13 protein-coding genes are annotated in these 13172 nt (G+C 74.3%); 3 read left to right on the forward strand and 10 right to left on the reverse strand.

Features of this window, described 5'->3' with window-relative positions; genetic code table 11:
- Positions 1 to 15 precede the first annotated feature (15 nt).
- The 3 genes from BMW27_RS05210 to BMW27_RS05220 are packed head-to-tail and all read left to right on the forward strand — an operon-like array spanning position 16 to position 2221.
- A complete protein-coding gene (locus BMW27_RS05210; protein ID WP_091440261.1) occupies positions 16 to 852 on the forward strand; it encodes a peptidylprolyl isomerase in 837 nt (278 codons plus the stop codon).
- Positions 849 to 1562: a peptidylprolyl isomerase gene (locus BMW27_RS05215; RefSeq protein ID WP_091440264.1), complete on the forward strand. Its 714-nt coding sequence runs from the start codon at positions 849 to 851 to the stop codon at positions 1560 to 1562. Before BMW27_RS05210 ends, BMW27_RS05215 begins: the two co-directional genes overlap by 4 nt.
- Complete coding sequence (locus tag BMW27_RS05220) at positions 1562 to 2221, forward strand: class I SAM-dependent methyltransferase (RefSeq protein ID WP_091440267.1); 660 nt, start codon at positions 1562 to 1564, stop codon at positions 2219 to 2221. The genes BMW27_RS05215 and BMW27_RS05220 overlap by 1 nt, the downstream gene beginning before the upstream one ends.
- Positions 2222 to 2279: 58 nt before the next feature.
- Here BMW27_RS05220 and BMW27_RS05225 read toward each other — a convergent pair whose 3' ends face one another.
- The 10 genes from BMW27_RS05225 to pdxT all read right to left on the reverse strand — a co-directional run bounded on the left by BMW27_RS05225 (position 2280) and on the right by pdxT (position 13170).
- Entirely contained in the window at positions 2280 to 4784 is a 2505-nt protein-coding gene (locus BMW27_RS05225) for a RelA/SpoT family protein (protein WP_091440270.1), read from the reverse strand.
- A 92-nt stretch (positions 4785 to 4876) separates the two neighbouring features.
- Complete coding sequence (locus BMW27_RS05230; protein ID WP_091440274.1) at positions 4877 to 5470, reverse strand: adenine phosphoribosyltransferase; 594 nt, start codon at positions 5468 to 5470, stop codon at positions 4877 to 4879.
- Positions 5467 to 6870 carry a protein translocase subunit SecF gene (gene secF / locus BMW27_RS05235; protein WP_245743317.1) on the reverse strand — a complete coding sequence of 468 codons (1404 nt, stop codon included), beginning with the start codon at positions 6868 to 6870 and terminating at the stop codon, positions 5467 to 5469. Before secF ends, BMW27_RS05230 begins: the two co-directional genes overlap by 4 nt.
- Complete coding sequence (secD, locus tag BMW27_RS05240; protein WP_091440276.1) at positions 6867 to 8531, reverse strand: protein translocase subunit SecD; 1665 nt, start codon at positions 8529 to 8531, stop codon at positions 6867 to 6869. The genes secF and secD overlap by 4 nt, the downstream gene beginning before the upstream one ends.
- Before the next feature lie 14 nt (positions 8532 to 8545).
- On the reverse strand, positions 8546 to 8881 hold the full coding sequence (yajC, locus tag BMW27_RS05245) for a preprotein translocase subunit YajC (RefSeq protein WP_091440280.1): 336 nt from the start codon (positions 8879 to 8881) through the stop codon (positions 8546 to 8548).
- Positions 8882 to 9038: 157 nt separating this feature from the next.
- Positions 9039 to 10163, reverse strand: coding sequence for a Holliday junction branch migration DNA helicase RuvB (gene ruvB, locus BMW27_RS05250; RefSeq protein WP_091440284.1), 1125 nt, complete (start codon positions 10161 to 10163; stop codon positions 9039 to 9041).
- A gap of 52 nt (positions 10164 to 10215) precedes the next feature.
- A complete protein-coding gene (ruvA, locus tag BMW27_RS05255) occupies positions 10216 to 10854 on the reverse strand; it encodes a Holliday junction branch migration protein RuvA (protein WP_091440286.1) in 639 nt (212 codons plus the stop codon).
- A 61-nt stretch (positions 10855 to 10915) separates the two neighbouring features.
- On the reverse strand, positions 10916 to 11482 hold the full coding sequence (gene ruvC / locus BMW27_RS05260; RefSeq protein ID WP_091218019.1) for a crossover junction endodeoxyribonuclease RuvC: 567 nt from the start codon (positions 11480 to 11482) through the stop codon (positions 10916 to 10918).
- 205 nt (positions 11483 to 11687) lie between these two features.
- Positions 11688 to 12440, reverse strand: coding sequence for a YebC/PmpR family DNA-binding transcriptional regulator (locus tag BMW27_RS05265; protein ID WP_091440289.1), 753 nt, complete (start codon positions 12438 to 12440; stop codon positions 11688 to 11690).
- A gap of 76 nt (positions 12441 to 12516) precedes the next feature.
- Positions 12517 to 13170 (reverse strand): pyridoxal 5'-phosphate synthase glutaminase subunit PdxT, encoded by a 654-nt coding sequence (gene pdxT / locus BMW27_RS05270; RefSeq protein ID WP_091440292.1) that lies wholly within the window; start codon positions 13168 to 13170, stop codon positions 12517 to 12519.
- Positions 13171 to 13172 lie beyond the last annotated feature (2 nt).

A 13172-nucleotide genomic window follows, 5' to 3' on the forward strand; every position in this document is an offset into this window, starting at 1 on the left:
CGAGGAGTACCACCCGTGCCGAGCAACAAGCAGCGGCGGGAGGCCGCCCAGCGGCGCCTGCAGCGCCAACTGGAACGCCGCGCCGAGCTGGCCCGCAAGCGCCGTCGCAACCTGCTGATCGGGATCAGCGCCGCCGCGGTCGTGCTCGTCGTCGCCACCGTCCTGCTGATCACCGGGATCGGCGGCGACGACACCGACCCCGCCGCCGCGGAGCCCACACCCACGCCGGCCGCCCCGGCCACGCCGGGCGTCGTCGACGGCAGCGACGGCACCTGCGACTGGACGCCGGCCGACACCACCAGCCCCACCGCCAACCCGAACCTGCAGGCCGACACCGGCATCCCGCCGGTCGAGGTGACGCCCACCGGCACCACCGAGGTGGACATCACCACGAACGTCGGCCCGATCGGCCTCACGCTGGACAACGCCAACGCCCCGTGCGCGGTGGCGAGCACGGTGTACCTGGCCCGCCAGGGCTACTTCGACGACACGATCTGCCACCGGGAGACCGATTCCGAGGGCCTCGCGGTCCTGCAGTGCGGTGACCCGAGCGGCACCGGCGCCGGCGGCCCGGCCTACGAGTTCCCGACCCAGGTGACCGGCGAGGAGACCTACCCGCGCGGCACGGTGGCCATGGCCAACAGCGGCCAGGGCTTCGACGGCAGCCAGTTCTTCCTCGTCCACGGCGACAGCCAGCTGCCGCCGTCCTACACCGTCCTCGGGACCATCGACGAGGCCGGCCTGGCCACGCTCGACACCATCGCCGCCAACGGCAACGACAGCAGCAACGGCCCGGGCGACGGTGCGCCCACCCAGGAGGTCCGCATCCAGTCGCTGACGGTGGCCGCGTGAGCCGGCGGCTGCACGCGGCGGCCGGCCTCACCGGGGCGCTGCTCGCGCTGACCGGCTGCGGTGGCGACACCTCCGCCGAGGGCGGGCAGGGCGGCGCCGAAGGCTCGGCTGCCGGCGGGGCGGCGGCAGCCGGCACGGTGGCCTGCGACTGGGGCGAGGGCTCCTCGGCCAACCCCTACCTCACGGAGGTGGCTCCGCCGGAGGACGTCGTCCCCGCGGCCGGCACCACCGACCTGCTGGTGACGACCAACCTGGGCGAGCTGACCCTCTCCCTCGACCGGGCGGCCACCCCGTGCGCGGCCGCCAGCCTGGTGCACCTCACCGAGCAGGGCTTCTTCGACGACAGCCCCTGCCACCGCGAGGTCGACAGCGAGGGGCTGCAGGTGCTGCAGTGCGGCGACCCGACCGGCACCGGCGCGGGTGGGCCGACCTACACCTCGCCGACCGAGGTGACCGGCGAGGAGACCTATCCGCGCGGCACGGTCGCGATGGCCAACAGCGGCCAGGGCTTCGACGGCAGCCAGTTCTTCCTGGTGTGGGGCGACAGCGAGCTACCGCCGGACTACACCGTCGTCGGCACCGTCGACGAGGCCGGCCTCGCGGTGCTCGACGAGGTGGCCGCCAACGGCAACGACGGCTCGCTGGACCCCAGCCCCGGCGGCGGCGCCCCGAACGTCCCGGTGACCATCGAGTCGGTCAGCGTCGCCTGATGCGCCCGGGCGGTCCCGACCCCTACGCCGGCTTCCCGGCGGGCTTCTTCGACCGCGCCGACGACCGCCCCGACGGGGTCTTCTACACCCCAAGCCGGCTCGTGACGCACATCGACGACGCCGCGATCGCCGCGGTGGGCGACCTCTACGCCGAGCTGGCCATCGACGGGTCCGCGCCCGGACCCCGGCGGGTGCTCGACCTGATGTCGTCGTGGGTCTCGCACTTCCGGACGCCGCCGTCGGAGCTCGTCGTGCTGGGCATGAACGCCGAGGAGCTCGCGGCCAACCCGGCGGCCACGGAGCGGGTGGTTCACGACCTCAACGCCGACCCGCGGGTCCCGCTCCCCGACGCCGACGTCGACGCGGTCGTCTGCTGCGTGTCGATCGACTACCTGACCCGGCCGATCGAGGTGCTGGCCGACGCCGGGCGCGTGCTGCGACCCGGCGGCCCGCTCGCGATCACCTTCTCCAACCGGTGCTTCCCGACGAAGGCCGTCCGCGGCTGGCTGGCCACCGACGACGACCAGCACGGCCGGGTCGTCGCCGAGCTGGTCCGCCGTACGGGCCTGTTCGACGAGCCGCGGGTCGAGCTGCGGACGCCGTGGGGGGTCGGCGACCCGCTGTACGCGGTGACCGCCACCCGGCTGGCGGCGGGCTGACCGGAGTCGGTCCGCCCGGTCCGGGCCCACCGGGCGTGCGAGGACGCCGATCTCGTCGCTAGGCGGTGACCCGCTCGACGTCGAAGACGCCGTCGACGTTGCGCACCGTCTGCAGCACCGCGCCCAGGTGCGCCGGGTCGGCCAGCTCGAAGGTGAACCGGCTGACCGCCACGCGGTCGCGGCTGGTCTGCACCGACGCCGACAGGATGTTCACCCGCTCGTCGGCCAGCGCCTTGGTGACGTCGGACAGCAGCCGGTGCCGGTCCAGCGCCTCCACCTGGATGGCCACCAGGAACATCGAGCCCGGCTGCGAGGCCCACTCCACCTCGACGAGGCGCTCGGGCTTGCGCTCGAGGTCGGCGGCGTTGGTGCAGTCGGTGCGGTGCACGCTCACCCCGCCGCCGCGGGTCACGAAGCCGAGGACGGAGTCGCCGGGTACCGGGGTGCAGCACTTGGCGAGCTTGGCCCACACGTCGGTCATGCCGTGGACGACGATGCCCGGGTCTCCGCCGGAGGAGCGGCGGTGCACCGGGCGCCGCATCGGGATGGTCGTCTCGGCGATGTCCTCGACCGCGCCCTCGGTACCACCCAGCGCGGCGATGAGCTTCTCGACGATCGACGACGCGGAGATCTGGTTCTCCCCCACCGCGGCGTACAGCGCGGTGACGTCTGCGTAGCGCAGGTCCTTGGCCAGGGTGGCCAGCGCGTCGTCGCGGAGCAGCCGCTGCAGCGGCAGGCCCGCCTTGCGCATCGCCCGGGTCAGCGCCTCCTTGCCCGCCTCGACCGCGTCCTCGCGGCGCTCCTTGGTGAACCACTGGCGGATCTTGGTCCGCGCGCGGGACGAGCCGACGAACGCCAGCCAGTCCTGCGACGGTCCGGCGGTCGGTGACTTGGAGGTGAAGATCTCGACGACGTCGCCGTTGCCGAGCTTGCTGTCCAGCGAGACGAGCGTGCCGTTGACGCGGGCCCCGATGCACCGGTGACCGACCTCGGTGTGCACCGCGTAGGCGAAGTCGACCGGGGTGGCGTTCCCCGGCAGGCTCACCACGTCGCCCTTGGGCGTGAAGACGAAGACCTCCTGCGGACCGAGGTCGTAGCGCAGCGTCTCCAGGAACTCGCCGGGCTCCTGGGCCTCCCGCTGCCAGTCCAGCAGCTGGCGCAGCCACAGCATGTCGTCGGGCGAGCCGGTCTTGGCGCCTCGGGACCCGCCGTCACCGGTCTTGCCGCCAGGCCGCGCCTTCTCCTTGTACTTCCAGTGCGCGGCGATGCCGTACTCGGCGGTGCGGTGCATGTCGTGCGTGCGGATCTGCAGCTCGACCGGCTTGCCCTGCGGGCCGATCACCGTCGTGTGCAGCGACTGGTACATGTTGAACTTCGGCATCGCGACGAAGTCCTTGAACCGGCCGGGCACCGGCTGCCAGTGCGCGTGCATGATGCCCAGCGCCGCGTAGCAGTCGCGGACCGAGTCGACCAGGATCCGGATGCCGACGAGGTCCCAGATGTCGGTGAAGTCCCGGCCGCGGACGATCATCTTCTGGTAGATCGAGTAGTAGTGCTTGGGCCGGCCGGTGACGACGGCCGGGATGCCCGCGGCCTTGAGCTGGTCGGTGACCGCCGCGGTGACCTCGGCGAGGTAGGTGTCCCGCGACGGCGCCCGCTCGGCGACCAGCCGCACGATCTCGTCGTAGCGCTTGGGGTAGAGGGTGGCGAACGCGAGGTCCTCGAGCTCCCACTTGATGGTGTTCATGCCCAGCCGGTGGGCCAGCGGGGCGAGGATCTCCAGCGTCTCGCGCGCCTTCTTCTCCTGCTTCTCCGGCGGGAGGAAGCGCAGCGTGCGCATGTTGTGCAGCCGGTCGGCGAGCTTGATGACCAGCACCCGGGGGTCGCGGGCCATCGCCACGATCATCTTGCGGATCGTCTCGGCCTGGGCGGCGTCCCCCAGCTTGACCCGGTCGATCTTGGTGACGCCGTCGACCAGGTGGGCGACCTCGGGGCCGAACGCCTCCCTGATCGACTCCAGCGTCTGGCCGGTGTCCTCGACCGTGTCGTGCAGCAGCGCCGCGACCAGCGTGGTGGTGTCCATGCCCAGCCCGGCCAGGATGGTGGCCACGGCCAGCGGGTGGGTGATGTAGGGGTCGCCGCTCTTGCGCTTCTGCGTCGCGTGCGCCGACTCGGCGACGTCGTAGGCCCGCTGGAGGAGGGCGAGGTCGGCCTTGGGGTGGCTCTGCCGGTGGAGCACCGCCAGCGGCTCGAGCACCGGGCGGACCACCGTGCTGCGCTGGCCGGCGACGATGCGCCGGGCGAGCCGGTCGCGCACCCGGCGCCGGGGCACGCCGCCCGGCGCGTCCTGCTCGCCGGGGGGCTCGGAGCCCACGTCGTCCGGACGGCGGACCACCGGGCGGCTCGGCAGCGGCGGGCGCTCGGTCCCGTCGGCGGGGTCGGCCCCCGGGGGGAGGGCCGGTGCGCCCTCCGCGACCGGCAGAGCCGGCGCTCCCTCCCTGACCGGCAGAGCCGGCGCGTCGGGCCGCGCGGCAGCCACGTTGGTGGCGGCGTCGGGGCCCATGGCGACTCCTGCTCAGCCGTTGGACGGGTGACCCTCCCCATGCTAGACGGGACGCCCCTGCTCGCGACCCCGTCCGTGGAGTCGTCTCCCTCTCAGGTGGTCCAGAGCGCGTGCACGGTGCGCGGCGCCAGCCGCTGGCGCCCGCCGAGGTCGGTCAGCTCGATGACCACCGACACCGCCACCACGACACCGCCGAGCGCCTCGATCAGCGACACGCTGGCGGCCAGGGTGCCGCCGGTGGCCAGCACGTCGTCGACCAGCAGCACCCGCTGCCCCGGGGTGAGGGAGTCGGTGTGCACCTCGAGGGTCGCGGTGCCGTACTCGAGGGCGTAGTCGGCCGAGAGCCGCTCGCGCGGCAGCTTGCCGGCCTTGCGGACCGGCACCACGCCCACACCGGCCTGCAGCGCCACCGCGGCGGCGAGCAGGAAGCCGCGGGCCTCCACGCCGACGACGACGTCGAAGCCGGGGTCGCCGGTGCCCGGGGTGGCGAGCGCGGCGGCGCGGGGGTCCACGAGGGTCGGCGCGGCCAGCCCCTCGACCATCCGGCGGAAGGCGGCCCCGTCGGCGAACACCGGTGTGAGGTCGCGGAAGACGACCCCCGGCTGCGGGAAGTCGGGGATGTGGACCGCGAGCGAGGCGATGAGCTCGTCCAGCGGAGAGCTGCCCGCCGCGGCGGAGGCGCTCACCGGCGCTTCCGGCCGCCGGAGCGGCGGGCCCCCGGCTGCGGGCGGGCGCCGGGCCGCGGCGCGGCGGTCGCACCGCTGCGGGGCGACGGCCGGGGGTCGGGGCGCACCGACTCCGGTGACTCGACCACGACGTCGGCCTGCGCCGGACCGAGGTCCTGCTCGCGCTCGGCGAGCGCGACCCCGGCCGTCCGGCGGGCGGTACCGCGAGCGCGTCGGGCGCTGGCGACCGGGCCGGTGCCCGTTGCCCGGTCCCCGCCCTGCCGCGCCTGGGAGGACCGGCGGGCGAGCACCCGGCGACGCAGTGCCTGGACCTCCGGCTCGCGCTCCTTGAGGTCCGCGACGATCGGCGTGGCCAGGAAGATCGAGGAGTAGGCACCCGCGGCCAGGCCCACGAACAGCACCAGCGCGAGGTCCTTGAGCGTCCCGACGCCGAGCAGCCCGGCACCCACGAACAGCAGGCCGGCGACCGGGAGCAGCGCGATCACCGTGGTGTTGATCGAGCGCATCAGCGTCTGGTTGACCGCCAGGTTGGCCGCCTCGCCCCAGGTCATCCGCGCCGACCTGTCCAGGTCCTTGACGTTCTCGTCGACCTTGTCGAAGACGACGACCGTGTCGTAGAGCGAGAAGCCCAGGATGGTGAGGAACCCGATGACCGTCGACGGGGTGACCTCGAAGCCGATCAGCGCGTAGACACCGGCGGTGACGACGATGTCGTGCACCAGCGCCGCGATGGCGCCGACCGCCATCTTCGGCTGGAAGCGCAGCGCCAGGAAGGCGATGACGGCGACGAGGAACACGGCCAGGGCGACGAGCGCCTGGTTGGTGATGTCCTGGCCCCACTCGGCGCTCACCGCCTCCGGGCTGACCTGCTGGGGCTGCACGCCGGCCGCCCCGGCGACGGCGTCCACGACCGCGCGCTCGGTGTCGTTGTCCAGCGCCCCGGTGCGCAGCAGCAGCGTGTTGCCGCCGACCACCTGGGCGGAGGCGACCTCGGCGCCGGCGTCCTCGGCAGCGTCCTGCACCGCGGCGAGCTGCTCGGTGGAGCCCGGCAGCCGGAAGCTGTTGCCGCCGGCGAAGTCGATGCCGAAGTTGAAGCCCCGGAACACGACCGCGGCGATGCACAGCAGCACCACGACCGCGGTGACGCGGTAGATCAGCCGGCTGCGGCCGACGACGTCCAGCCCGGCCTCACCGTTGTAGAGCCGGTGCGCCAGGGAGCCGCGGCGCTGCGGACGCCGGGTGCCGGTCTCGCCCTCCCGGGGCAGCCCGGCGTCGGCGAGCGCGGTCTCGTCCGCCGCCGCCGCGGCGTCGTCGGCGGCGCTGCCGGCGGCGGCCGCCTCGTCGGCGTCGGTGCCCACGGGCAGCTCGTCGGTGCCCGCTCGGGGGTCGCGGCCGGTCATGCGTCGCTCCTGTCCTGCGCGGTGCGGCCGGCGCCGGTGGCGACCAGCTCCCGGTCCCGGGGAGGACGGCGGCTCGCGACCGCGCGCGGGCGCTCGAGGCTGCCGCCCAGGCCGGAGAAGCGGCTGCTGCCGAAGGCGCGGTAGCGGGCCAGCACCGCCATCAGCGGGTGGGTGAAGAGGAAGACGACGACCAGGTCCAGGACCGTCGACATGCCCAACGTGAAGGCGAAGCCCTTGACGTCGCCGATCGCCAGCACGTAGAGGATCGCCGCGGCGAGGAAGCTGACCGCGTCGGCCGACAGGATCGTGCGGCGGGCGCGGACCCACGCGCGCGGAACGGCCGAGCGCAGGGTACGACCCTCGCGGATCTCGTCCTTGAGCCGCTCGAAGTACACGACGAACGAGTCCGCGGTGATGCCCAGCGACACGATGAAACCGGCGATCCCGGCGAGGCTGAGCGTGAAGCCGATCTGCCGGCCCAGCACGACCAGGACGCCGTAGACGACCACGGCCGACAGCACCAGGCTGGCGATCATCACCAGGCCGAGCAGCCGGTAGTAGAGCAGCGCGTAGACGAACACCAGCGCGATCCCGATGGCGCCGGCGATCAGGCCGGCCTGCAGCTGCTCGGCGCCGAGCTCGGTGGAGATGGACTGCGCGGTCGCCTGGGTGAAGGTCAGCGGCAGCGCGCCGTAGCGCAGCTGGTTGGCCAGCTCCTCGGCGCTCTCCTGGTCGAAGGAGCCGCTGATGGTGGTCGGGTTGCTGGTGATCGGCACCTGGATGGTGGGTGCGGAGATGACCCGGCCGTCGAGGGTGAAGGCGACGTTGTTGCCGACGTTGGCCGCGGTGTAGGCCGCCCAGGTGGCCTCGGCGTCGCTGTCGAAGTCCAGCAGGACGACCCACTCACCGGTGCCCTGCTGGGTCCCGGCGCTGGCGTCGGCGACCTGGGTGCCCTCGATGATCGCCGGGCCGAGCAGGTACTTGGCCGACCCGTCCTCGGTGCACGCGGCGACGTGGCTCTCCGGCAGGTCGACCTCGGGGGTGGTGTCCTGGGGGTCGCAGGTCAGCGTCGCGTACTCCGCCGCGGCCTGCTCCTGGGTGACCGGCGGGGCGCCGGGCTCGGGCAGCGAGGGGTCGGCGACGGCGCCGTCGGACGGCGCGGCCGGGTCGCTGGGCGCCGCGGGGTCCGACGGAGCGGCGGGGTCGGCGGGCGCGGCCGACTCGCCGGCGGCGCCGCCGGGCGCGGCCGACTCGCCCGCCGGGGTCTCCTCGGCGGCCGGGGTGGCCGGTTCGGGGCCCTGGACGACCGGGCGGAAGCGCAGCTGTGCGGTCTGGCCCAGTTCCCGCGCCTGCTCGCCGTCGTCCCCGGGGACGGAGATGACGATGCTCGAGTCGCCCTCCGTGACCACCTCGGCCTCCGCGACGCCGAGGCCGTTGACCCGCTGCTCGATGATCTGGCGGGCCAGCTCCAGCTCGGTGGGATCGGGGGCCTGGCCGTCGGGCGTGGCGGCGTTGAGGGTCACCGTCGTCCCCCCGCGCAGGTCGAGGCCGAGCTGCGGCGTGCGGGTGTCACCGGTGAGGAAGACGAGGCCGTACAGGACGGCGACGACGAGCAGGAAGGCACCGAAGTACCGGCGGGCGGGCAGCGTGCGCTGGGCCACGGGGCGGCTCCGCGTCAGCGGGTGCGGTCGGCCGGGCCGCCGTCCGCGTCGTCCCCGGGCAGCACCGGACCGTCGGCGGCCGGGTCGGCCACCGCGGGCTTGCGGATCTCGAGGACCGCCTGCCGGGCGAAGGTGACCACCACGCCGGGGGCGATCTCCAGGTCCACGGTGCCCTCACCCAGCGCGGCGACGGTGCCGTGCAGGCCCGCCGTCGTCATGACCGGGGTGCCGGGGGTCAGCGACTCCTGCAGCGTCCGCTGCTGCTCCTGGATCTTCTTGCGCTGCCGCGCCGGGAGCACGATGAGCAGCACGAAGGCCAGGACCAGGATGACGAGCGGGAACAACTCCACGACAGATGTGCCTCTCTACCGCGCCGTACGGGCCACGGTGGGTGCGGCCCGGGACGGGACCGCGTCGGGTGCGTCGGCTGCGGCGCGGGGACATCCGGGCAGCCGAGCGGGACGCGCGCGGCGACGCCGGACGAGTTGCGCGCCAGCGCTCCGCAGTCTAGGCGTCGAACAACGTCTCTGACGACGACCCCGGGGCCGGTGGGTCGGCTGTGACGCGACCGAGGGGGACGCCGCCGCGCGGCACCGGCTGGCCGAGGTGGTGCCAGGCCGCCTCGGTGGCCACCCGCCCGCGGGGGGTGCGGGCGAGCAGGCCCGCGCGGACGAGGAACGGCTCGCACACCTCCTCCACGGTGTGCGGCTCCTCACCCACGGCCACCGCCAGGGTGGCGACGCCGACCGGGCCGCCGCTGAAGCGCATGACCAGCGCCTCGAGGACGGCGCGGTCGAGCCGGTCCAGCCCCAGGTGGTCGACGTCGTAGAGGGCCAGCGCCGCCTCGGCGACCGCGCGGGTCACCCGCCCGTCGGCGCGCACCTCCGCGTAGTCGCGCACCCGGCGCAGCAGCCGGTTGGCGATGCGCGGGGTGCCCCGGGACCGGCCGGCGATCTCCGCCGAGCCGTCCGCGGTGAGCTCGACGCCGAGCAGCGCAGCGCTGCGGGCCAGCACCTGCTGCAGCTCGGCCGGCTCGTAGAACTCCATCTGCCCGACGAAGCCGAACCGGTCGCGCAGCGGCCCGGTGAGCAGCCCCGCGCGGGTGGTGGCCCCGACCAGGGTGAACGGGTTGATCTCCAGCGGGATCGCGGTCGCCCCCGGCCCCTTGCCGACGACGACGTCGACCCGGAAGTCCTCCATCGCCATGTAGAGGAGCTCCTCGGCCGGACGGGCGATCCGGTGGATCTCGTCGATGAAGAGCACGTCGCCCGGGGCCAGGTTGGACAGCATCGCGGCGAGGTCGCCGGAGCGCTCGATCGCCGGGCCGCTGGTGATCTTCACCGACGTCCCCAGCTCGGAGCCGATGATCAGCGCCAGGCTCGTCTTGCCCAGGCCGGGCGGGCCGGAGAGGAGCACGTGGTCCGGCGGGCGGCCGCGCCGCTTGGCGCCCTCGAGGACCAGCTCCAGCTGGCGGGCCACCTTGGGCTGGCCGATGAAGTCGGTGAGCGAGTGCGGCCGGAGCGCCGACTCGACGACCCGCTCCTCGTCCCCGGCCGCCGCCGACACCGAGAAGTCGCGGGCGAGGCCCTCCGCCGGCTCGGCGGACAACCCACGGTCGAAGGGGCTGCTCATCGCGTCACCTGCTCGCTCCCGGCCGGCCGCGCCGGCACGGCCCCGGAGCCGCTCACGACCGGCCCAGCAGGCGCAGCGCCTGGCGCAGCAGGACGGCGACCTCGACGGAGCCGGTCGAGGTGACCTGCTCGTCGGCCAGCGGGGCGAGCTGGCCGATCGCCGCGTCGGCCTCCTTGCCGGTCCAGCCCAGGCCGACCAGGGCGGAGGCCAGCTGGTCGCGCCACGGGGCGACGGGGGTGACCGCGGGCAGGCCCGCGGGGGCGGCACCGTCGAGCTGGGTGTCGGTCGAGGTGACGCCGAGCCGGTCGCGCAGTTCGAGGATCAGCCGCTCGGCGCCCTTCTTGCCGATGCCGGGGACCTGCATGAGCGCCTTGACGTCGGCCATCGACACCGCCCGGCGCACCTCGCGCGGCGGGTGGATGGCGAGCACGGCCTGCGCCAGGCGCGGGCCCACGCCGTTGGCCGTCTGCAGCAGCTCGAACAGCTGGCGCTCGTCGTCGTCGGCGAAGCCGTACAGGGTCAGGGAGTCCTCGCGGACCACCAGGCTGGTCGCCAGCCGGGCGCTCTCCCCCACCTGCAGCCGGGCGATGGTGCCGGGCGTGCACTGCACCGCCAGGCCGACGCCGCCGACCTCGACGACCGCGCCGTCCGGCGACACGGCGGCCACCCGGCCGCTCACGCTCGCGATCACCGCCGCACCTTCGTCGGGACGGGCGCGCTGCCGCGACGACGCACGGCGGTCAGCACTGTGATCACCGGGACACCCCCTGCCACCGCGGCAGCGTCCGCTGCACCACCGGCGCGCCGATCCCGCCGGCCAGCGCGGCGACCTTGAGGCGCTGCTGCGCCGGCCCGCGCCAGGCGTGGCAGACCGCCAGCGCCAGCGCGTCGGCGGCGTCGGCCGGCTTGGGCGGGCTCGCCAGCCCCAGCACCCGGGTGACCATCAGGGTGACCTGCTCCTTGTCCGCGCGGCCGCTGCCGGAGATGGCGGCCTTGACCTCGCTCGGGGTGTGCCAGGCGACCGGCCGGTCGGCCTGCGCGGCGGCCAGCGCGGCCACGCCCGCGGCCTGCGCCGTCCCCGTGGCGGTGCCCTTGTTGTTCTGGGTGAAGACCCGCTCGATCGCCACGACGTCGGGGCGGTGCTCGCGCAGCAGGGCGGTGACGGCGGTGTGCAGCTCCAGCAGCCGCAGCTCGAGGTCGAGCTCCGCGGCGGTGCGCACGACCCCCACGCCGACCGCGGTCGGCCGGGCGCCGGGACGGCCGTCGACCACCCCCCACCCGCACCGGGTGAGGCCCGGGTCGATGCCGAGCACCCGCATGGAGGCGCCTCCTGCCGTCAGCCGAACTGGTGTTCGACCCACGGTAGCCGCCCGGGACGACGGGACGGCACGACACGCCCGCGCCCGGTGACGTGGGGGAACGGCCTCCCTGCAGGGCCCCGCCGCGAGCCGGGTGAGGTGCTGGAACGGCCACCGTCCAGGGACCCGCGCCGAGCTCGCGAGGCGTGGGGGGGAGGGTGGTCCTTTACCCGACCTTGTCGAGCACCTCGTCGGAGACGTCGTAGTTGGCGTAGACGTTCTGCACGTCGTCGCAGTCCTCGAGCGCGTCGATGAGCCGGAACACCTTGCCCGCGGCCTCCTCGTCGAGCTCGACGGAGACGCTGGGCACGAAGCCCGCGTCTGCCGAGTCGTAGTCGATGCCGGCGTCCTGCAGCGCGGTGCGCACCGTGACCAGGTCGGTCGGCTCGCACACGACCTCGAAGGTGTCGCCCTGGTCGCGGACCTCCTCGGCGCCGGCGTCCAGCACCGCCATGAGCACAGTGTCCTCGTCGACCGTTTTCGACTTCGGCACCACGATGACGCCCTTGCGGGAGAACAGGTAGGACACCGAGCCGGGATCGGCCATCGACCCGCCGTTGCGGGTCATCGCGGTGCGCACCTCCATGGCCGACCGGTTCTTGTTGTCGGTCAGGCACTCGATGAGGACGGCGACGCCGCCGGCCGCGTAGCCCTCGTAGGTGATCGTCTGGTAGTCGACGCCACCGGCCTCGAGACCGGCGCCCCGCTTGACCGCGCGGTCGATGTTGTCGTTGGGCACCGAGCTCTTCTTCGCCTTCTGGATGGCGTCGAACAGCGTCGGGTTGCCCGCCGGGTCACCGCCGCCGGTGCGGGCCGCGACCTCGATGTTCTTGATCAGCTTGGCGAAGAGCTTGCCGCGCTTGGCATCGATCCCGGCCTTCTTGTGCTTGGTCGTCGCCCACTTGGAGTGGCCGCTCACGAGTCCTCCTCGCTGGCGCTGGTGGGCCGCGTTCGCGGCCCCGCTGCTGTGGTCGCCGCTGAGCTCGCACGCTCGCTCACGAAGTGCCCCTCTCGTTCCCGGCGTCCACGCCGGCCTGCTCGGCCAGGTGACGGCGGACGATGTCGACGAACAGCGCGTGCACCCGGCGGTCCCCGGTCAGTTCGGGGTGGAAGCTGGTGGCCACCAGGTTCCCCTGGCGGACGGCGACGATCCTACCGTCGGCGGATCCGCCGACGACCCGGCCGAGCACCTGCACGCCCTCCCCCGCCTGCTCCACCCACGGCGCCCGGATGAAGACGGCGTGCACCGGACCGCCGGCCACGCCGTCGACCTCGACCTGCGACTCGAAGGAGTCCACCTGCCGGCCGAAGGCGTTGCGGCGCACCGTCACGTCCAGCCCCCCGACGGTGACCTGGTCGGCCGGGGCGTCCAGCAGCCGGTCGGCCAGCATGACCATCCCGGCGCAGGAGCCGTACACCGGCAGCCCACCGGCCACCGCGTCGCGCAGCGGTCCGAGCAGCCCGGACCGCGCGGCCAGCTTGGCCATGGTGGTCGACTCCCCACCGGGGACGACGAGCGCGTCGACCCCGGCCAGCTCCTCGGGACGGCGCACGGTCACCGCCTCGGCACCGAGCCCGGGCAGCGTCGCGAGGTGCTCCCGGACGTCGCCCTGCAGGGCCAGCACACCGACGACGGGCTTCCTCGACACGA

Source organism: Geodermatophilus poikilotrophus, from assembly GCF_900111455.1.
Taxonomy (GTDB): domain Bacteria; phylum Actinomycetota; class Actinomycetes; order Mycobacteriales; family Geodermatophilaceae; genus Geodermatophilus; species Geodermatophilus poikilotrophus.